General features: G+C 65.6%; 18 protein-coding genes. 6 read left to right on the forward strand and 12 right to left on the reverse strand.

The features are described from left to right. Nucleotides 1-17: 17 nt before the first annotated feature. The 12 genes from XH96_RS26830 to XH96_RS26885 form a co-directional block, all read right to left on the reverse strand. On the reverse strand, nucleotides 18-698 hold the full coding sequence (locus tag XH96_RS26830) for a response regulator transcription factor (protein ID WP_035676010.1): 681 nt from the start codon (nucleotides 696-698) through the stop codon (nucleotides 18-20). 275 nt (nucleotides 699-973) lie between these two features. Further along, nucleotides 974-2,554 (reverse strand): Do family serine endopeptidase, encoded by a 1,581-nt coding sequence (locus XH96_RS26835; protein WP_194388416.1) that lies wholly within the window; start codon nucleotides 2,552-2,554, stop codon nucleotides 974-976. Nucleotides 2,555-2,774: 220 nt separating this feature from the next. Continuing rightward, entirely contained in the window at nucleotides 2,775-4,118 is a 1,344-nt protein-coding gene (locus XH96_RS26840; RefSeq protein WP_028177866.1) for a methyl-accepting chemotaxis protein, read from the reverse strand. A gap of 114 nt (nucleotides 4,119-4,232) precedes the next feature. Then, nucleotides 4,233-4,715: a cytochrome c-type biogenesis protein gene (locus XH96_RS26845; RefSeq protein ID WP_131870228.1), complete on the reverse strand. Its 483-nt coding sequence runs from the start codon at nucleotides 4,713-4,715 to the stop codon at nucleotides 4,233-4,235. Between the two features lie 4 nt (nucleotides 4,716-4,719). Further along, nucleotides 4,720-6,702: a heme lyase CcmF/NrfE family subunit gene (locus XH96_RS26850; RefSeq protein WP_194388417.1), complete on the reverse strand. Its 1,983-nt coding sequence runs from the start codon at nucleotides 6,700-6,702 to the stop codon at nucleotides 4,720-4,722. Further along, nucleotides 6,699-7,208, reverse strand: coding sequence for a cytochrome c maturation protein CcmE (gene ccmE / locus XH96_RS26855; RefSeq protein WP_194388418.1), 510 nt, complete (start codon nucleotides 7,206-7,208; stop codon nucleotides 6,699-6,701). Before ccmE ends, XH96_RS26850 begins: the two co-directional genes overlap by 4 nt. A 37-nt stretch (nucleotides 7,209-7,245) precedes the next feature. Next, on the reverse strand, nucleotides 7,246-8,349 hold the full coding sequence (gene ccmI / locus XH96_RS26860; RefSeq protein WP_194388419.1) for a c-type cytochrome biogenesis protein CcmI: 1,104 nt from the start codon (nucleotides 8,347-8,349) through the stop codon (nucleotides 7,246-7,248). 130 nt (nucleotides 8,350-8,479) lie between these two features. Then, nucleotides 8,480-8,749, reverse strand: coding sequence for a hypothetical protein (locus XH96_RS26865; protein WP_028177861.1), 270 nt, complete (start codon nucleotides 8,747-8,749; stop codon nucleotides 8,480-8,482). A 98-nt stretch (nucleotides 8,750-8,847) separates the two neighbouring features. Beyond that, nucleotides 8,848-10,248: a hypothetical protein gene (locus tag XH96_RS26870; RefSeq protein WP_194388420.1), complete on the reverse strand. Its 1,401-nt coding sequence runs from the start codon at nucleotides 10,246-10,248 to the stop codon at nucleotides 8,848-8,850. Between the two features lie 160 nt (nucleotides 10,249-10,408). Beyond that, nucleotides 10,409-11,785: a sensor histidine kinase gene (locus tag XH96_RS26875; RefSeq protein ID WP_194388421.1), complete on the reverse strand. Its 1,377-nt coding sequence runs from the start codon at nucleotides 11,783-11,785 to the stop codon at nucleotides 10,409-10,411. A gap of 99 nt (nucleotides 11,786-11,884) precedes the next feature. After that, entirely contained in the window at nucleotides 11,885-12,559 is a 675-nt protein-coding gene (locus tag XH96_RS26880; RefSeq protein WP_011085905.1) for a response regulator transcription factor, read from the reverse strand. A 236-nt stretch (nucleotides 12,560-12,795) separates the two neighbouring features. Continuing rightward, nucleotides 12,796-12,951, reverse strand: a complete 156-nt coding sequence (locus XH96_RS26885) for a hypothetical protein (RefSeq protein WP_162832009.1) — start codon at nucleotides 12,949-12,951, stop codon at nucleotides 12,796-12,798. Between the two features lie 231 nt (nucleotides 12,952-13,182). On the opposite strand from XH96_RS26885, the gene XH96_RS26890 reads away from it, so the two are divergent. The 6 genes from XH96_RS26890 to XH96_RS26915 all read left to right on the forward strand — a co-directional run bounded on the left by XH96_RS26890 (nucleotide 13,183) and on the right by XH96_RS26915 (nucleotide 19,096). Further along, nucleotides 13,183-14,163 carry a Ku protein gene (locus tag XH96_RS26890; RefSeq protein ID WP_194388422.1) on the forward strand — a complete coding sequence of 327 codons (981 nt, stop codon included), beginning with the start codon at nucleotides 13,183-13,185 and terminating at the stop codon, nucleotides 14,161-14,163. A 60-nt stretch (nucleotides 14,164-14,223) separates the two neighbouring features. Continuing rightward, the gene (locus XH96_RS26895) at nucleotides 14,224-14,460 is read left to right on the forward strand and encodes a hypothetical protein (RefSeq protein ID WP_194388423.1); all 237 of its coding nucleotides are present in this window, start codon (nucleotides 14,224-14,226) and stop codon (nucleotides 14,458-14,460) included. 278 nt (nucleotides 14,461-14,738) lie between these two features. After that, nucleotides 14,739-14,903, forward strand: a complete 165-nt coding sequence (locus XH96_RS26900) for a Flp family type IVb pilin (protein WP_194388424.1) — start codon at nucleotides 14,739-14,741, stop codon at nucleotides 14,901-14,903. A gap of 142 nt (nucleotides 14,904-15,045) precedes the next feature. After that, complete coding sequence (locus XH96_RS26905) at nucleotides 15,046-16,587, forward strand: thymidine phosphorylase family protein (RefSeq protein ID WP_194394274.1); 1,542 nt, start codon at nucleotides 15,046-15,048, stop codon at nucleotides 16,585-16,587. After that, a complete protein-coding gene (locus XH96_RS26910; RefSeq protein ID WP_194388425.1) occupies nucleotides 16,584-17,504 on the forward strand; it encodes a ribose-phosphate diphosphokinase in 921 nt (306 codons plus the stop codon). Before XH96_RS26905 ends, XH96_RS26910 begins: the two co-directional genes overlap by 4 nt. Then, complete coding sequence (locus XH96_RS26915; RefSeq protein ID WP_194388426.1) at nucleotides 17,501-19,096, forward strand: MBL fold metallo-hydrolase; 1,596 nt, start codon at nucleotides 17,501-17,503, stop codon at nucleotides 19,094-19,096. The genes XH96_RS26910 and XH96_RS26915 overlap by 4 nt, the downstream gene beginning before the upstream one ends. The last annotated feature ends 316 nt before the right edge of the window (nucleotides 19,097-19,412 follow it).

The following is a 19,412-nucleotide window of genomic DNA, read 5'->3' on the forward strand; positions in this document are numbered from 1 at the left end:
GAAACGATCACTCGGCCTTATCTGATCCCGTCACGGATCATGTATCCGGCGCCGCGGATCGTGTGCAGCAGCGGGCGCTCGAAACCCTTGTCGATCTTGGAGCGGAGCCGCGAAATGTGCACGTCGATCACGTTGGTCTGCGGATCGAAATGATAATCCCAGACGTTCTCGAGCAGCATGGTGCGCGTCACCACCTGGCCGGCGTGCTTCATCAGATATTCGAGCAGGCGGAATTCGCGCGGCTGGAGCGTCAGCTCGTCCTTGCCGCGGGCGACGCGATGCGACAGCCGGTCGAGCTCGAGGTCGCCGACGCGGTAGAGCGTGTCCTCGGCCGGGCCGCCGCGGCGGCGCGACAGCACTTCGACACGGGCCAGGAGTTCGGCGAAAGAATAGGGCTTCGGCAGATAATCGTCGCCGCCGGCACGCAGGCCCTTGATGCGGTCGTCGACCTGCCCGAGCGCGGAGAGAATCAGTACCGGCGTCGTGTTGCCCTTGTCGCGCAGTGCGCCGATCAGCGACAGGCCGTCGCGCTTGGGCAGCATGCGATCGACCACCAGCACGTCGTAATCGCCGCTTTCGGCCATGGCGAGGCCTTCCTCGCCGTCAGCGGCGTGGTCGGCAATGTGTCCGACTTCGCGAAACGCCTTGGCGAGGTAGTCGGCGGATTCGCGGTCGTCTTCGATGATGAGGAGGCGCATCGTGCGTTCGGCGGCGGTCAAGGAGGTCAACCTTCTCTAAACATGGCGCGAGCGGCAACGGCATGCAAGCCGGGCGGGAGAGTCTCGAAGCAGGAAAAAGGCGGGCGGTGAAGCTGGGGGGACCTCACCGCCCTAGGCCTTCCGACGGAGGGGGGCGTAATTCCACCGGAAGGTAGACAGGGGAAGCCAGCGTTGCGCTGCTTCCCCGAAGGGCACCGGCGGCGGGGGCGACTGATGCCGGCGATACCCTTCATCTCGTAGGCCTCCTGAAAGCCTCAGCCCTTGGCGAGGGGCACCGCGACGAAGCGCGACTGGCCGCCGCTCTTCACGCGCATCAGGACGCTGTTCTTGTTGTCGGTCCGCGCCGCGTTGATGGCATCACGGACTTCGCCCGCGGTGGCGACGCTCTTGCCGCCGACCTCGAGGATCACGTCGCCTTCCTTGAAGCCGCGTTCGGCCGCGGCACTCTTCGGATCGACCTCGGTGACCACGACGCCTTCCTTGCCGGCACCGGCGACGGAATTGGCGGGCGCCACCGTCATGCCGAGCTTGGGCACGTCGGTGCCGCGGCTGGCACCCTTGCCACTGTCCTTGTCGATGTCGGCCTTGGCCTCGACCGTATTCGGCAACTGGCCCAGGGTGAGGTTGACGACCTTGTCCTGGCCCTTGTGGAGCACGTTGAGCTTCACGGTCGCGCCGGGCGCCATCCCGCCGATGGTGCGGGCGAGCTCACGGGCGTCCTTGACGGATTCACCGTTGACCGCCGTGATCACGTCGCCGGACTCGATGCCCGCCTTGGCGGCCGGACCGTTGGCCTGCGGCTCCGCCACCAGCGCGCCTTCGGCCTTCTTCATGCCGAGGCTGTCTGCGATGTCGGAGGTCACGGGCTGGATCTGCACGCCGATCCAACCGCGGCTGACCGAGCCCTTGTCCTTCAGCTGCGCGACCACGCTCTTGACGGTGTTGGCCGGAATCGAGAACGCGATGCCGACGCTGCCGCCGGACGGCGAGTAGATCGCGGTGTTGACGCCCATCACCTCGCCGTTGGTATCGAAGGCGGGACCGCCGGAATTGCCCTTGTTCACGGGCGCGTCGATCTGGATGAAGTCGTCATAGGGCCCGTTGCCGATATCGCGGCCGCTGGCCGAAACGATGCCCGCGGTCACGGTGCCGCCGAGGCCGAAGGGATTGCCGACCGCAAGCACCCAGTCGCCGATCCGCGGCTTGCTGTCGGCGAGCTTGGCGAACGGGAAGTTCGAGCCGCCCTCGACCTTGATCAAGGCGAGGTCAGTGCGCTGGTCGGTACCGATCACCTTGGCGGTGTAGGTCTTGCCGTCATCGGTGGTGACCTCGACCTTGTCGGCGCCGTCGACCACGTGGTTGTTGGTCACGGCATAGCCGTCGGCCGAGATGAAGAAGCCGGAGCCTTGGCCCTGCACGACGCGGCCACGACCTCCGCCCTTCAGGCCGGGGATGCCATCCGGACCGCCGAAGCGGCGGAAGAAGCGTTCCATCGGCGAGCCCGGCTGGAACGGCGAGGTGGAATCATCGCCGTCATCATTGCTCGCGATCTTCTCCTTGATGTTGACCTTCACCGAGATCACCGACGGCTTCACGCGCTCGACGATATCGGCAAAACCGACCGGACGCTCGACCTTGCGAACCTCGTTGTTGACCTGCGCATGCGCCGGGCTCGAGAACAGGTCCGCCGGCGAGGTCGAAGGGCTGAAGCCGTAGACAGCCGCGCCGAGGCCGGCGACGACCGAGGCCATCAGCGCGAGCTTGCGCGCAGAGAACACCGACCGGCGCGGCTGCCGGTACGACGGAAGGTTCGAAAGGTCGGGACGTTCGGTCATGCAGAAATCTCCAGGGCCTTGAATTTCTTTGGTGCGGGATGCCAGCACCTTACGAACCTGAACATGGGGGCTCGCGCCTTACCGTGCGCTGGCGGCGGGGTTAAACTTTCGTAATGAAGGGGTGCGTGGATGCGGCAGTTCGGCGCACGCCGAAAATCGTGGTCCTACAGGAACTTAACCGAATTCCTGGAACTGCGCCTGAGCGCGATATTTGGCGCTCTCAACTCGCCCTGACGCTGACGATGAACTCGTCGACTTCGCGCTTCAGGGTCTCGGCCTGCTGCGACAGGTCAACCGCCGAATCCCGCGCCTCTGCGGCCATCCGGCCGGTCTCCGCGGAAGTCGAGGTGATCTGGACGATGTGGTTGGAGACGTCGAGGGTGCCGCGCGCGGCATCCTGCGCACTGCGCGTGATCTCCTGCGTGGCGTTGCGCTGCTGGGCGGTGTCGACCTCGATGCCGGACATGATGGACGAAATCTCCGACAGCGTCTTGGAGATGCCGTCGATCGCGCCGCGGGTCTCCGCGGTGATGCCCTGGATGCTGGCGACATGGGAGGTGATCTCCTCCGTCGCCTTGCTGGTTTGATGCGCCAGATTCTTCACCTCGGACGCGACCACGGCAAACCCCTTGCCGGCCTCCCCTGCCCGCGCCGCCTCGATGGTGGCATTGAGCGCCAGGAGATTGGTCTGCGATGCGATCGCCTGCACGAGCTGGACGACCTCGCCGATCTTGTCGGCGGCATCCGACAGCGTGTGGATGGTATCGCGGCTCTTCTCCGCCTGCGACGCCGCGCCCTCCGCGCGCTGGGTCGCGTCGGTGACGCGGCGGCTGATCGTGCCGATCGAATTCGTCATCTCCTCGGCAGAGCCCGCGACCGTCTGCACGCTGGTGCTGGCCTGGTTCGCGGCGCTCGCGACCGCATTTGCCTTGGTGCTGGTGTCGTTGGCCGTCCGCGACAGCGTCTCGGCATTGGTCTTCAGATGCACGGCCGATGACGCCACACTGTCGACGACGCTGGCGACGAGATCGTTGAAACGCCTGATCCGATCGTCCAGGAATTTCGACCGCTCGGCCTGATGCCGTGCTTCGTGCAGTTGCTGCTCGGAGAGGCGGCGTCGCTCGAGGCCGTTGGTCTTGAACACCTCCAGCGCGCCGGCGAGCAGGCCGATCTCGTTGGTGAGTCCGAGCCCGGGAACGGCGGTCTCGAATTTCTGGTCGGCCACCTCGCGCATGGCATGCACGATCGCTGCCAAGGGGGTGAGGATGCCGTTGCGCACGGCGAACCAGGTGGTGAGGCAGATCGCGGCGGCGAGGACAGCGATCACGCCGCAGGCGACCAGGAACCAGGAGAACGCGGTCTGCGCCTGCTGGTAGATCTGCATGGCGTGGTCGCGCACGGGGCCGCTCAGCGAGGCGAAGTCCGAGGACAGGCTGGTGATCTCGTTGTTGAGATAGAGCACCGCGATGAAGCCGGTGCCGCCGCCGATGCCTAGCAGGAACAATAACGCAGCGACGACGGCACCGACCAGGAAGCGGATCGTCAGATTGCTGTTCGCGAACATCAGGAGGACTCGGAGGCTGGAATCGATCTCGCCACAAGCTTCCAGACAAAGGTCAACATAGCATGAAGCGCGCGGCAGCGGCCGCGGGCTTCCGTTTCGTTTTATGGTTGGACGTCAGGAAGATTTGGCATCGTCCGACATCAACGCGGCGAGCCGTGCCTCCTCCTCGGGCGTGAGCGGCGGCGCCGGTACGTCTGCACCGCTTCGCGCGCGGCGCCGGATCTGCAGCCAAAGCGCCAGGGCCCCGCCGATCAGCAGCACCGGCCCGAGCAGCCACAGCAGGAGATTCTGCCGTTCGAAGCGCGGTTTCAGCAGCACGAACTCGCCGTAGCGCGCCACCAGGAAGTCGAGCACCTGGGAATTGCTGTCGCCGGCGGCGATGCGCTCGCGCACCAGGAGCCGCAGGTCGCGTGCCAGCGGGGCGTCGGAATCGTCAATCGACTGGTTCTGGCAGACCATGCAGCGCAGCTCGCGCGACAGCTCCCGCGCGCGCGATTCCTTGGCGGGGTCCGACATGATCTCGTCGGGTTGGACGGCGTGGGCCGCAGGCAACGCCAGCAGCATCAACGCGACGAACGCGGCCATCATGCGGCGCATAGGATCATTCCGCGGGCTGGAGGCGCTGCTTGGCTCGCGCCGGCTTCGGCGCGCCGACGCGCAGACGACGATCGGAGAGCGAGAGCATGCCGCCGAACGCCATCAGTACCGGCCCCCACCAGATCAGCAGCACCATGGGTTTGTAATAGATGCGCACGGCGATCGCGCCTTCGGCGGTGGCGTCGCCGAGAGAGACGTAGAGCTGGCTCGCACCGCGCGTCAGCAGCGCGGCCTCGGTCGTCGACGAGCCGCGCGTGGTGAAGCTGCGCTTCGACGGCGTCATGACCGTGAGCGCCTCGCCATCGCGGCTGATCTTGAACTCGGCGATCATCTCGCGGTAGTTCGGGCCCTGGCGTTGAAACAGCCCGTCGAGCTTCAGGTCGTAGCCGGCGACGTGAGCGACGTCGTTCGGCTTCATCGTCGCAATGTGTTCGCTGTTCCAGGTGGTCTCGCAGACGATCCCGATCAGCGCGACGCCGAGGCCGGCATGCGCAAACGCCGTGCCCCAGGCCGATCGCGGCAGGCCGCGCGCCCGGTGCAGCACCGTCGCGAACGGCAGGCGGACCAGGCCCGTCCGCTCGACGATGTCGGTCACGGCGCCGGCAATGACGAAGACGCCGAGCCCGATCGCGAGCGGCGCCAGCGTGCTGCCGCCAGTTGCCCAGCCCCAGGCGATGGCGACGGCGACGAGGCCGGCAACGCCCGCCGCGAGCAGGCGCTGCATGACGCCGAGCAGATCGCCGCGCTTCCACGCCAGCATCGGCCCGAACGGCACCGCGAGCAGCAACAGGGCAAACAGCGGGGCGAAGGTGAGATTGTAGAAGGGGGCGCCGACCGACATCTTGAAATCGGCGAGCATCTCCATCGCCAGCGGATAGAGCGTGCCGAATAGCACGACCGCGCAGGCCACCGTGAGCAAGAGATTGTTCAGCACCAGCGCGCCCTCGCGCGAGATCGGCGCGAACAGGCCGCCCTGCTTCAACGAGGTGGCGCGACCCGCGAACAGCGCAAGGCTGCCGCCGATGAACAGGCAGAGGATCAGCAGAATGAACACGCCGCGGGTGGGATCGGTGGCGAAGGCATGCACGGAGGTGATGACGCCCGAGCGCACCAGGAAGGTGCCGAGCAGCGACAGCGAGAAGGTCAGGATCGACAACAGGATCGTCCAGACCTTCAGCGCATTGCGCTTCTCCATCACCAGCGCGGAATGCAGCAGCGCAGTGCCGGCGAGCCACGGCATCAGCGAAGCGTTCTCGACCGGATCCCAGAACCACCAGCCGCCCCAGCCGAGCTCGTAATAGGCCCAGTACGAGCCCATGGCGATGCCGAGCGTCAGGAAGATCCAGGCGACCAGCGTCCAGGGCCGCACCCAGCGCGCCCAGGCGGCGTCGATCCGTCCCTCCATCAGCGCCGCAATGGCGAAGGAAAACGAGATCGAGAAGCCGACATAGCCGAGATAGAGCATCGGCGGATGCACGGCCAGACCGATGTCCTGCAGCACCGGATTGAGATCGCGTCCCTCGATCGGCGGATTGGCGATGCGCAGGAACGGATTCGATGTCACCAGGATGAAGAGGTAGAAGGCGCTGGCGATCCAGGCCTGCACGGCGAGCACATGCGCGCGCAGCGACAGCGGCAGATTGTTTCCAAATGCAGCGACCAATCCGCCGAACAGCGCGAGGATCGACACCCACAGCAGCATCGAGCCTTCATGGTTCCCCCACACGCCCGTGATCTTGTAGAGCAGCGGCTTCGCCGAGTGCGAGTTCTCGTACACGTTGGCGACGGAGAAATCCGAATTCACGTGCAGCATCACGAGCGCTGCGAACGACACACCGACGAACAGGAGCTGCGCCAGCGCCGTGGAGCGCGCCACATTCATCAGAGCTGCATCGCGCAGGCGCGCGCCGACCAGGGGCACGATGGACTGAATCAACGCGAGCCCGAGCGCCAGCACCAGCGCGTAATGTCCGGATTCTGCGATCACCGCATCGCTCCTTGCGGATTGCCCTGTGCAGTCGTGGCCGCAGGCTTGGTGCCTTCGGACGCCTTGCCGCCGTAATCGTCCTTCCAGTGCCCCTGCTTCTTCAGGGCATCGGCGACCTCCTTGGGCATGTAGGTCTCGTCGTGCTTGGCAAGGACGGTATCGGCCTTGAACACGCCGTTGGCGTCGAGTGCGCCTTCGGCGACCACGCCCTGCCCTTCGCGGAACAGGTCGGGCAGGATGCCCTTGTAGGCGACCGGCAGCTTGGCACTGCCGTCGGCGACCTCGAAAGTCACCGCCAGATTGTCGCCGCGCTGGAGCGAGCCGGGCTGCACCAGGCCGCCGAGGCGAAACCGCTTGCCGGGCTCGATATGCTTCTCGGCGACCATGGACGGGGTCGAGAAGAACACGATGGAGTCGCGCAATGCGTTGAGCACCAGCGCGGCCGCGAGCGCGAGCACGGCGAGCGAGCCGCCGATGATGGTCATACGTCGCTGCTTGCGCGTCATGGCGTATCCGTTCTCCGCATCTCTCGTCCCGAAATCGTCATCCGCCGAGCCCGAGAGTCCTGAGGCCGTCGTTGAGCTGGCGCAGCCGCTCGGCGTCGCTGGCGACCGCCTGCCGGGCATCGGCCGATGCCCCCATCGCCTTGTCTCGCTCGCCCATCACGAGATAGGCACGCACCAGGCGCAGCCAACCCTCGACATCGTCACCGTTCTGCTTCAGCCGCGTGGCCAGACGATCGACCATGCCGCGCACCATCGCGTTGCGATCACCTTCGGCCATATCCTTGGAGGCAGCAATCGTCTCATCGGACAGCGCCGGCATCGTGCCGCCACCGACCCGCGCCAGCGAGGACTGCACCAGGGCACGCCACGGCGCATCCGCAGGCGCCTTCGCAAGCAGCGCGCGCCAGATATTGGCCGCATCGTCCTTGCGGCCGTCCTGCTCGGCGGCAAGACCCAGGAAGTAGTTCGCCTTGGGATCGTCGGCGTTCAAGGCATGTGCTCGCTCGAATTCGGCCTTGGCGTCGGCGGTCACCACGCCGCCGGCAGCGGCCGAGATCGCTTCGCCGAGATCGGAGCGGCGCTCCGCACTCTCACCATTGTAGGTGAGCGAGTTGCGATAGGCGCGCACCGCATCGTCGAAGCGGCCGAGCCGCTCCAGAACCGGCGCGAGCACATTCCAGCCACGCCCGTCGGTCGGATTCTTTTCCAGATGTTGCTCGACCTGAACGACGAGGCTCTCGAGCGATTGCGCCATGCCCGACCCGCGCTCCCGCTGCGCCAGGGGAAAGTCCTGAAGCTTGGGTGAGCCGAGCGGCATGTAGACGGCGACCGCAACGAGCGGCAGGCCGGCGAGCGCCAGCACGGCTGCCGCACGGCGCCATTTGAGGTTCGACTTCGGCGCCATTGCCGGCTCGCTGGCTGCCGCCGCGAGCAGCCTGCGGCTGATCTCGACGCGCGCAGCCTCGGCCTCCGGCGCCGGAATCAGTCCTGCGGCGAGGTCACGCTCGACCTCGGCCAACTGGTCCTTGTAGACCGCGACCTCGCTGCCCTGATCTTGCGCGCCGCTACTGCGGCCAAGCGGCCAGAGCACGGCGAAAATCGCCGCGACCGTCATCAGCGCGAACACGAACCATAGAGTCATCTGGCAAGCTTCCGGCAGCGCACGAACCGCGCCTATAGGTGCCTTTACACCACGGCCGGACAATGCGGCAATTGACAATTGTCAAAGCGCTGCACGGCGTACAGTCCCGAAGAGTTGAAAATCCAACGGCTTAGCCGATCTCGAAGTCCGCGCTTCGCGCCGCATCCTCGCCGTGCCCGTTGAAGGCCCTCAGGAAGTATGTTCCCGGCTTGATTGCATCCGGCAATCTGATGCGCAATGCTCCCACCGGAACCCGAGAGGCAACCCTCGTGGTGGTCTCCGGCAATTGCCGATCGCTTGCCTTCTCGACCAGCACCACCTTGGCGCCAACCATCAGCCTTTGATACTTGGCAACGATGACGCGGTTCTCAATCTCGATCGAGCTGATAACGGGTTTCATGCGCCCACAGATAGAAATTCCCCGGACTTGCTCGGGGACCGTACGGTGCGCGAGCGATAGGGTCAACCAGAAATTGCGATAATGAAATTTGCGCTCAATCAGCCCGCGCGCGACGATTTGCGTTCGCCTGTGAGTGCGTTCTCCGCGGCCCGGCTCATCAGCGAGGCGTAATCGCCGCCGAACAGCACCTGGCAGAAGCGGATCGCGGCCTGCACCTGCTGCTGCCGATAGGTGCGGACCTTGTGATCGGCGGCACGCAGCGACTGCACCAGCTGCTCGGTCGAGCGTTCCACGTATTGCTGGAGGTCGGAATAGGTGCGCAGCGTCACCTCGTTGATCGCGAGCTCGCTCGCATAGTTGCGGCAGGTCGCGACGAAGTCGATCAGCGCCACCGCTTCCTCCACCTCTGTGCTGTCGATCCTCGCGCCCGGCGGAATGTCCTTCTCGGGGCGCTGGCGCAGGATGCGGCGAACGCGGCCGGGAACACTGTCGATTTCGGACTGCAGCGCATTGGAGATGTCGGCGCGGATCGACGTCAACTGCTTGCCCCAGGCGGAATCGTTGCGCAGGTCGAGCTCGGTGCGCAGACCGCGCACGCCGTCGTGCAGCGTCTTGAGATTGTCGGCGACGTTGTCGAAATGGCCGCGCTTGATGTCCATGCGAAGGATCGCGGCCACGCAGGACAAATCATGCAGCGCGATCGTGACGGCAACGCCATAAGGGGTTGCCGCGACTCGTATCTCGTCGTCGGACGCGGCAATCTTGATGGCGAGGCGGATGATCTGCCAGGGGGCGGTCATCCGCTGCACGACCATCGAGAGCGCGAAGGGCAGCATCTGCGGCGTCTGAAGCGCGGGAATGTTGAGCGCCGACGTCACCGAGGCGATCTGGGGATCGCCGAAGGTGCGCAGGAAGCGCGGCAGCCGCTCGTTCACGGTGGCGATGGCCTCGCGGACCTGGAGTATTGCACCAATCGAATAGAGATCCTCGATCACGTTCGGCGGTCCGACACGGGCCAAAGCGCGCGATTTGTCGCCTCCGCCCGGTCCCGTCAGCTCGAAGATGGCATCCGCGGCCACCGCCTGGAGCCTCGAGGCCAGGGCTTCGACCTGCCCTGCATTGTCGGGCGGCATGCGCGACAGCAGCGCCTCGAATTCGTTCACCTTGTCCGGTGCGCCGTCACGGCCGAGCCACTGCCAGATCGGCTGGAGCGAAGAGCGGCGAATCTGGCCAACCCGGATCGGCGTACCCGCCTCGACCAGGAACGGTTCCAACACCTGGAACAGCAACCGCGACAGATCGTCCGTGCGCGGCGGCGCGGCTTCATCGGCTTCGGTCTTGCGGACGATGCTGCGCAGCTGCTCGAGCACCAGGGTCGCGACAGCCGTATCCTGGCCGCGCTCCAGCGCGCGCTCGAACTCTCGCATCAGCAGGGCCTGCGCCTGCGGCGGGAGCTGCGCGAGATATTCCCTCAGCCGCTCGATCGATGTCTGGCTCATGCGCCCGGGTAATGCACGGTAAAATGGCGGACATGGGATGCGTCCGGGCGCGATCATAGGACGCCCCACTTAAGAAGCCGTTTAGGAAGTGGGTTCGAATGCCCGCGGTTTCCACCAGACGGAGATCAATAAAGACGAAAAACAACGTCAAAACAAGGAACTAGAGTCCCGGAAGGACCAATTCGGCACGCAGGCCACCGGTCGGCGCAGCGCCGAGCGAAAGGCTGCCGCCATAGAGCGCGGCGAGATCGACCACGATGGAGAGGCCCAGTCCCGATCCGGGCTTGGACTCGTCGAGCCGCTGGCCGCGCCTGGAGACCTGCGCGCGTTCCGCTTCCGACAGGCCACGGCCGTCGTCATCGACAATGATCCGCAGGCGCGGACCCGCACCCGCCTGGTGCGGCGACTCGACCAGCACCTCGATCAAGACGCGCGAGGCCGCCCATTTGCAGGCATTGTCGACGAGATTGCCGACCATCTCTTCCAGATCCTGCCGCTCGCCGCGAAATTTTGCCGACGGATCGGCCCTGGCCTCGACGACGATGCCACGATCGCGATGGATCTTCTCCATGGTCCGCCGCAGCGCCTCGATGGCAGGCGCCACCTCCGTCACGGTCGCAACCACCGAGACCCGCGCCGCAATGCGCGCACGCTCGAGATGATGGGCGACCTGGTCGCGCATCAGGTCCGCCTGCTCCATCACCTTGGCCGCGAATGGATCGGCCGGGTGGGCGCCGGCCTCGTTGACGATGACCGAGAGCGGCGTCTTGATCGCGTGGGCGAGATTGCCGACATGGGTGCGCGCACGCTCGACGATCTCGCGATTGGCATCGATCAGCGCGTTGGTCTCGCGCGCCAGCGGTGCGATCTCGACCGGGAATTCACCTTCGAGCCGTTCCGCCCGGCCGGAGCGGATGTCGGCGATCGATTCCGAGATGCGCTTGAGCGGGGCGAGACCGAAGCGGACCTGGAACACGGTCGTCAGCAGCAGCACGATGCCGAGCGCGGTGAAGGTGCCGCCGAGATAGTAGTCGAAGCTTCGCGTCTCGTCGAAGATCTCGGTGTCGTCCCCGGCGACGCTGACGAGATATTTGCCGTCGGCGCCGAGATCCACCGGCCGTTCCACCATGCGCAGATTCTGCCCTTCCGGCCCGTCGACATAGGCGAGGCGGATGCCGGCGGCGGTGAGCTCGGCGCCCTGCTCCTCCAGCTTCGGCAGCTTCTTGTCCCAGAGCGAGCGCGAGGACCGCACCTCCGGCTTTTCGGTGTCGGTCCGCGTGATCTGCCAGTACCAGCCGGACAGCGGCAGCTCGAACAGGGGCTCGCCCAGCGACTGGAACTGTCGGTCCGGCGGCTCGTCGGGGGTAGCGACCTCGGCGATGAGGGTGCGCAGATAAAGATTGAGCCGGCGGTCGAAGGCGCGCTCGGTGGCGTTCTTGTAGACCGACGACAGCACCACGCCCGTGATGGCCAGGATCACCACGAGCCAAGCGGTCGCCGACAGGAACAGTCGGTTCGCAAGTGAGCTAGCGGCCATCGGAACGGTCCGGGCAGAGGCTGGAAGTCAGGTCGTCGGAGATCATGGGCCCGACCAAGGCCCGTGTCAGGGCGGCCGTCAAGCCCGGACCGCTCGGCCTCAAGCCCCCGGCGCTGGCGGCGGGGTCAGGAGATAGCCGAGGCCGCGGACGGTCTGGATGATGTCGACGTCGAGCTTCTTGCGGATGCGGCCGACGAAGACCTCGATGGTGTTGGAGTCGCGGTCGAAATCCTGGTCGTAGAGATGCTCGACCAGCTCGGTCCGCGAGACCACCCGCCCGGAATGGTGCATCAGATAGGCCAGAAGCCGATATTCGTGCGAGGTCATCTTGACGGGATTGCCTGATACGCTGACCCGGCCGGTCCGGGTGTCGAGCGTGACGGGACCGCAGCTGAGTTCGCTCTGGGCGTGGCCGGTCGAGCGGCGCAGCAGGGCGCGGATGCGCGCCAGCACCTCCTCAAGGTGGAACGGCTTGGCGACATAGTCGTCGGCGCCGGCATCGAAGCCCTGCACCTTGTCGCTCCAGCGGTCGCGTGCGGTGAGAATCAGGACCGGCATGGTGCGGCCGTTGCGGCGCCAGGCCTCCAGCACCGAGATGCCGTCCTTCTTCGGCAGGCCGATGTCCAGCACTACGGCGTCATAGGGCTCGTTGTCGCCGAGATAGTGCCCCTCCTCCCCGTCAAAGGCCCGATCGACGACATAGCCGGCATCGGTCAGCGCCTTGGTGAGCTGGCGATTGAGATCGGGGTCGTCCTCAACAACGAGCAGGCGCACGCTTCTCTCCAAAGGCTGCAAGAACAGGCTACATGAACACTGCCAGAGATGAGCAATTCCGGCGTGAACTGAATATGAACGCAGGGAACCGGCCTACGTTACTTTTTGGTCATATAGAACCTGTTGCAAGCCAATGCGACTGCGCCCGCCATGCCGCGGGACGAGCCGGGGCATCGCGGGCGCAATGTGCCGCGTCGGGCGGCGAGCCGGGGGTAGCCGGCGTCCGGATCCGGCGGTCAGGTCCGGAAGAAGACGAACCAGACGACGGCGAGGATCAGGATCGCAAGCCCGGTCGAGATGGCGAGCAGCGCCGCCACCGAAGGCCCGGGCTCGCCCTGGCGCGCCTCGGTCGGAGTTTCCACGATGCGGTTCTGCTCTCGCGTGGTTGCCATGGTGACCTCAATCTGTGGCTGTCGCTTGCGATGACCGCGACTTCCTCGCGGTTATGAAGTGCCCGGGGCAACGCGTGATCCCGGGCGATGTTCCGGACCGTGGGCCCGTCCGGCAATAAGGCGCAGGCGGCGATTAACGCCGTTGCAAGATTCCGCGCCGGCGGTTGCTATGATTCGCACCTGGGCGATGTTATCCTCGGTGCTTGTCCTCTGTTGCGTCTGGAGTAGCCCATGGCCCCCCGCGCCAATTGGAAGGGTTTTCTGCGTCTGTCGCTCGTGACCTGCCCGGTCGCGCTCTATCCGGCCACTTCGGATACCGAGAAGGTGTCGTTCAACCAGATCAACCGCAAGACCGGCCACCGGATCAAATACCTCAAGGTCGACGCCGAGACCGGCGACGAGGTGACCTCCGAGGACATCGTCAAGGGCTACAAGGTCGACACCGACACCTATATCGAGGTCACCAAGGACGAGCTGGACGAGATCGCGCTCGACTCCACCCACACGATCGAGATCGACGAGTTCGTGCCCAAGGCCGACATCGACAACCGCTATCTGATCCGCCCCTACTACCTCGTGCCGGACGGCAAGGTCGGCCACGATGCCTATGCGGTGATCCGCGAGACCATCCGCAGCATGGACAAGGTCGCCATCGGCCGCGTGGTGCTGACCAACCGCGAGCATATCATCGCGCTGGAGCCGCTCGACAGCGGGCTGATGGGCACGCTGCTGCGCTACCCCTACGAGGTCCGCAGCGAAAAGGAATATTTCGACGACATCCAGGACGTGAAGCTCACCAAGGACATGCTCGACCTCGCAAAACACATCGTCGAGAAGAAGTCCGGCGCGTTCGAGCCAGAGCTGTTCGAGGACCATTACGAGACTGCCCTGATCGATCTCATCAACAAAAAGCGCAGCGGCATGCCGATCACCGCGAAGGCCACACCGAAGACCGGCGGCAATGTCATCAATCTGATGGACGCGCTGAAGAAGAGCATCGCGAACGAGAAGGACGCGGCTCCCGCGGCGAAGGTCGCCAAGGAGACCGTTAAGGGCAAGAGGCCGAAAAAGCGCGTCGAGGGCCAGCGCGAGATGCTGCTGCCGATATCAGGCAAGGGCGGCAAGGAAGCTGCGGCGAAGGCTGTGGCCACGCCGAAGAAGGCGGCCGACAAGCCGGTGCGGACACCGGCGCGGGCGAAGAAGGCCGGCTAGCAGCATCACGCCCCGCGAATCGCGCCGTGATGTCTCTCCCCGCCGATCGGCCGGCCTGACATGCCCTGGTCGACGGCGTTCGACGATCCCGTTCGCGTGGGCAACAAGCGCAAGCTGCTGACGCTTCAGGATGCGGCGGACTACATCATGCACCTGCCCGATGACGCCCAGCACGAGGCGCACTGGCAGACCGCCATCGAGACCTTGATCAATGCGGCCGAGACGGGCGGCGGATGGGTGATGTTCGCCCGCATCGCCATGCTGCGGGCGCTGAATGCGGACGGCCGGAGCGGATGAAGCGCGACGGAGATGTCCTTGCCGACCCGTTGACGAACAGGCTCAACAATCGGTTAAGCGGCTACACTACCGCGCCTTGGGCCGGTGCAGCCCTGGCCTGCCGATTTGAAACCATTTGGACGGATCGACGGAACCTTAATTTAATGAGTGCCGTCGTATGAGCGGGGTCGCGATGGCGCGGGCCCAATTCTTCCGGCGCGCACAAAGACATATTCGATCGATTTACGAGTCCGATTAGGACGCGACCATGCATTGGATCGGATGAACAGGAGCTGGCAATGCATCTGCTGAGGTCTTTCCTTGCCGATGAGAATGGCGCAACCGCCATCGAGTATTGCCTGATCGCCGCCGGGATCGCCCTGGCAATCGTGACCGTCGTGAACAACACGGGCGGCGCGCTGCTCAACAACAAGTTCAACTCGATCAGCTCGGCGATGAAGTAACGGCTGGCCCTGGCCCGCGTAACGGCGTGCCACGCCCCTCGCCCCATGTGTCTCCCCGACCCGCGGGCCATGATCTGGGTCAACAGCGCCGGAACGGCGACGCTTAAGCATGGAGGTCCAACTCCCTGCTGCCGGCCTGTCCATGCATCCAGACCTTCCGCACTCCCAACTGAAGATCCGCCGCGTCCGCCTCGATACCGGCCGTGAGAACGTCGTCGTCGTCTCCCGGCACTCGAAGGCGCTGCGCGCGGAAATCTTCCGCGGCTTCAGCCGCGTCGAGCTTCGTCGTGGCGACAAGGTTCTGCTGGCGACGCTGCTGATCACGGATGACGATACGCTGGCGGCTTCGGACGAGATCGGCCTCTCCGAACCTGCATTCCGGCGCTTTGCGGAAGCCGTCGGCACGCTGGTGACGGTCAGGCCTGCCTCGCCTCCGGAGAGCCTGGAAGCGGTGCGCGCGAAGATCCGCGGACGGACCTTGAGCCAGGCCGAGATCGGCGCGATCATCAGCGACCTCGCGCATTACCGCTACTCCGACATGGAGATCGCCGCCTTCCTGATCGGTTCGGCCAGCTTCATCACCAGCGACGAGCTTCTTGCCCTCACGGGGGCAATGGCGCAGGCCGGCACGCAATTGATCTGGCCGAACCCGGTCGTCGTCGACAAGCATTGCATCGGGGGCATCCCCGGCAATCGCACGTCGATGGTCGTGGTGCCGATCGTCGCCGCCCATGGCCTGCCGATCCCGAAGACCTCCTCGCGCGCCATTACCTCGCCCGCCGGCACCGCCGACACGATGGAGGTGCTGGCGCGGGTGAATATCGGCGTCGAGGAGATGAAGGCAATCGTCTCGGCCTGCAACGGCTGCCTGATCTGGGGCGGGCACGTGAACCTGTCGCCGGCCGACGACGTCCTGATCTCGGTCGAGCGCCCCCTGAGCCTCGATACCCGCGAGCAGATGGTCGCCTCCATCATGTCCAAGAAGATCGCAGCAGGCTCGACCCATCTGCTGATCGACATTCCGGTCGGGCCGACCGCGAAGGTCAGCGGCGGCGTCGAGGCGATGCGGCTGCGAAAGCTGTTCGAATTCGTCGGCGACCGCTTCGGCCGCTCGGTCGAGGTGATCACGACCGACGGAAGCCAGCCGATCGGCAACGGCATCGGCCCCGTGCTCGAAGCCAACGACGTCATGGCGGTGCTCGGAAACGAGCCGGGCGCGCCGCGCGATCTGCGCGAGAAATCGCTCCGGCTCGCCGCCCATCTCCTGGAATACGACCCGAAGCTGCGCGGCGGCGCGGGCTATGCCCGGGCGCGCGAACTGCTCGACAGCGGAGCGGCGCTGAAGCAGATGCAGAAGATCATCGACGCGCAGGGTCCGTCGACATGCAGCAACGAACTGGGACCGCTCAGCTTCGACGTCAAGGCGATGCATGACGGCATCGTGTCCGCCATCGACTGCCTGCGCCTGAACCGCCTCGCCCGCACCGCCGGCGCGCCGCTCGACAAGGGCGCCGGCATCCACCTGTTCAAGAAGATCGGCGATCGTGTCGAGCAGGGCGAGCCGCTCTATCGCGTCTACACTTTCGACCACCCCGAGCATGATCTGGTCGCCGACGCCGCCGCCGAAGAGACCGGTTACCTCGTCAACGGTCACGAAGCCCTGCAGGGCACGACGACGCCGTGAGCACGATCGCGCTCCAGACATTGCCGTCCGGCGCCGACGCGGCGAGGCGGCTCGCGGCGCGGCTCGGGCTTGCCTGCGGCGAGATCGCCGTGCACCGCTTTCCGGACGGAGAACTGCGCGTTGCAGTCGCGCCGGCGAGCGACACCACGATCCTCTATGCCCCGCTCGATCAACCCAACGACAAGCTGATCACCCTGCTCTTCGCTGCGGAGGCCCTGCGACGTGGCGGCGCGAAACGGCTCGTCCTGGTCGCGCCCTATCTCTGCTACATGCGGCAGGATGCTGCATTTCATGCGGGCGAGGCCATCAGCCAGCGCGCCATGGGCAATCTGCTTGCAACAACCGTGGACCGCGTCGTCACCGTCGATGCGCATTTGCATCGCACCCTCGACATCAGATCGGTGTTCCCTGGTATCGAAGCGGAGAACCTGTCCGCCATGCCGGCCATCGCGAAGGCGCTGGCGGCCGGCAGCATGGACCCAGCAACCGTCGTGATCGGGCCCGACATGGAGTCCGAGCCCTGGGTGAGCGATGTCGCGAGCCGCCTGGGGTTGCAGCACACGGTGGCGCGCAAGACGCGGCACGGCGATCGCTCCGTCGCCGTCAGCTTTGCCGATCCCGCCCTGATCGCGGGACGACCGGCGCTCATGGTGGACGACATCGTCTCCTCCGGAACGACGTTGACGGCCGCAGCGAAGGTGCTGAGAGCAATGGGGGCGACGGTCGTCGATGCGGTCGTGACGCACGCGCTGTTTCCACCCGCTTTGATCGCCGCATTCACCGAGGCCGGCATACGGTCGATCCGCTCGACGGACAGCGTGCCGCATCCGAGCAATGCGATCCCGCTCGACGAGATTCTCGCGGCCGCCTTGCGGTCCGAACTGGCCACGACACATCTTCCGGAGACGACGACATGAGCATCACCGTTCGATTTTGCGGCGCAGCCCGCACCGTGACCGGGTCGAGCTATCTGTTCCAGACCGCGACGGGCCGCTTCCTGGTCGATTGCGGGCTCTTCCAGGGCCAGAAGACGCTGAAGGAGCTCAACTACGGCGCCTTTCCGTTTCGCCCCGCCGATATCGATGCCGTGCTGCTCACACATGCCCACATCGACCACAGTGGATTGCTGCCGAAACTCGTGCGCGCGGGATTCGAGGGGCCGATCCTGGCGACGCGCGGCACGATCGATCTCTGCTCCTACATGCTGCCCGACGCCGGCAGCATCCAGGAATCGGAAGTCACCCAGCTCAACCGACGCAACGCCTCGCGCGGGCGCAAGGAGGTGCAGCCGATCTACACGCAGGCCGATGCGATCGCATCGCTCCAATCGTTTCGCCCGGTTGACTATGAACGCTGGACCGACGTGATCCCGGGCGTCCGCGCGCGCTACTGGAACGCCGGCCATCTGCTCGGCTCCGCCTCGATCGAGCTCGAAATCGTCGAGCAAGGTTCGCCGCGTCCGCTGCGCGTGCTGCTCTCCGGCGACGTCGGGCCGGAGGCCAAGCTGCTCCAGCCCGATCCCGAAGCCCCAACCGATTTCGATTACGTCATCTCGGAATCGACCTATGGCGACCGGGTGCGCGAGGCCACGACACCCGCACTCCGCCGCAAGCACCTCGCCGCCGAGGTAAGCGACGCCGCGGCGGCCGGCGGCGCGCTGCTGATTCCCGCCTTTGCGGTCGAGCGCACCCAGGAGCTGATCGTCGATCTCGTCGACCTGATGGAGCATGGCGCGATTCCGACCGCACCGATCTTCCTCGACTCGCCGCTCGCGATCCGCGCGACCGAAGTGTTCCGCCGGCATTCCGAGAGCCTCGACCCAGCCGTCGACGCCGCCCGCCTGCTCAACTCTCCGCATCTCAAATTCACCGAAACCGTGGACGAGAGCAAGGCGATCATGCGTCTCAGCGGATTCCACATCATCATCGCCGCAAGCGGCATGTGCGACGCCGGCCGCATCCGCCATCATCTGAAGCGCTGGCTGTGGAATCAGCGCGCGACCGTGCTTCTCGCCGGCTTCCAGGCCAACGGCACGCTCGGCCGCTTCCTCCAGAACGGGACCAGGGCCGTGCGGATCCAGGGCGAGGAGATCAAGGTCGCAGCCCGCATCCGCATGATCGACGAATATTCGGGTCATGCCGACGGGGCCGGCATGGCGAGTTGGATCGCGGCGCGCCGCCCCATCGCTCGCGGGCTGTTCCTGGTCCACGGCGAGGAAGGAGCGATTGCGGGGCTCGCCGAGCGCGTGGCCGAACGCATCATTCCCGCGGCCAAGGTCTACCAGCCGATGCTGGACGATATCTATGAGCTCGCCGCCCCCGAACCGCGCGTGCTCGACGTGGATCATCGCCGGCGGCTCGCGCCGGAGGCCGTGACCCGTCTCGACTGGCACAACGAGATGTCCGAGCTCATGCTCGACATCAACGATCGAGTCGCAGCCGCCGCCGACGACCGCGCCCGCGGCGTCATCATCCGAAGGCTGTGCCGCGCGCTGGAGGAGAAGGCGTAGCGAGGCGCCGGTCGCCGTAGACATCGGCATCTCTCCAACCGCCGTCATTGCGAGGAGCCCTTGCGACGAAGCAATCCAGACTATTTCCGCGGAAGCGGTCAGGATTGCTTCGCTTACGCTCGCAATGACAGAGTTCGTAGGTGGGTAGAGCGAAGCGAAACCCATCAACGCCTCTTCCAGGTCGAACATGATGGGTTTCGCAAGTGCTCTACCCATCCTACGGCATCGCACACACACCTTCGCATCCTCGCGGCGCGTCCTGCCCGAGCTTTGCTCTCGTCTTCCGCCCTTCTCGAAAGCGAGGGCGCAAGGAAGG

It is taken from the genome of Bradyrhizobium sp. CCBAU 51765 (assembly GCF_015291725.1).
Taxonomy (GTDB): domain Bacteria; phylum Pseudomonadota; class Alphaproteobacteria; order Rhizobiales; family Xanthobacteraceae; genus Bradyrhizobium; species Bradyrhizobium liaoningense.

What these genes read in the sequence shown, in the direction of transcription:
- XH96_RS26830 (WP_035676010.1), bottom strand. Translation starts at nt 698, where the DNA reads ATGCGCCTCCTCATCATCGAAGACGACCGCGAATCCGCCGACTACCTC.
- XH96_RS26835 (WP_194388416.1), bottom strand. Translation starts at nt 2,554, where the DNA reads ATGACCGAACGTCCCGACCTTTCGAACCTTCCGTCGTACCGGCAGCCG.
- XH96_RS26840 (WP_028177866.1), bottom strand. Translation starts at nt 4,118, where the DNA reads ATGTTCGCGAACAGCAATCTGACGATCCGCTTCCTGGTCGGTGCCGTC.
- XH96_RS26845 (WP_131870228.1), bottom strand. Translation starts at nt 4,715, where the DNA reads ATGCGCCGCATGATGGCCGCGTTCGTCGCGTTGATGCTGCTGGCGTTG.
- ccmE (WP_194388418.1), bottom strand. Translation starts at nt 7,208, where the DNA reads ATGACGCGCAAGCAGCGACGTATGACCATCATCGGCGGCTCGCTCGCC.
- ccmI (WP_194388419.1), bottom strand. Translation starts at nt 8,349, where the DNA reads ATGACTCTATGGTTCGTGTTCGCGCTGATGACGGTCGCGGCGATTTTC.
- XH96_RS26865 (WP_028177861.1), bottom strand. Translation starts at nt 8,749, where the DNA reads ATGAAACCCGTTATCAGCTCGATCGAGATTGAGAACCGCGTCATCGTT.
- XH96_RS26870 (WP_194388420.1), bottom strand. Translation starts at nt 10,248, where the DNA reads ATGAGCCAGACATCGATCGAGCGGCTGAGGGAATATCTCGCGCAGCTC.
- XH96_RS26875 (WP_194388421.1), bottom strand. Translation starts at nt 11,785, where the DNA reads ATGGCCGCTAGCTCACTTGCGAACCGACTGTTCCTGTCGGCGACCGCT.
- XH96_RS26885 (WP_162832009.1), bottom strand. Translation starts at nt 12,951, where the DNA reads ATGGCAACCACGCGAGAGCAGAACCGCATCGTGGAAACTCCGACCGAG.
- XH96_RS26890 (WP_194388422.1), top strand. Translation starts at nt 13,183, where the DNA reads ATGGCCCCCCGCGCCAATTGGAAGGGTTTTCTGCGTCTGTCGCTCGTG.
- XH96_RS26895 (WP_194388423.1), top strand. Translation starts at nt 14,224, where the DNA reads ATGCCCTGGTCGACGGCGTTCGACGATCCCGTTCGCGTGGGCAACAAG.
- XH96_RS26900 (WP_194388424.1), top strand. Translation starts at nt 14,739, where the DNA reads ATGCATCTGCTGAGGTCTTTCCTTGCCGATGAGAATGGCGCAACCGCC.
- XH96_RS26905 (WP_194394274.1), top strand. Translation starts at nt 15,046, where the DNA reads ATGCATCCAGACCTTCCGCACTCCCAACTGAAGATCCGCCGCGTCCGC.
- XH96_RS26915 (WP_194388426.1), top strand. Translation starts at nt 17,501, where the DNA reads ATGAGCATCACCGTTCGATTTTGCGGCGCAGCCCGCACCGTGACCGGG.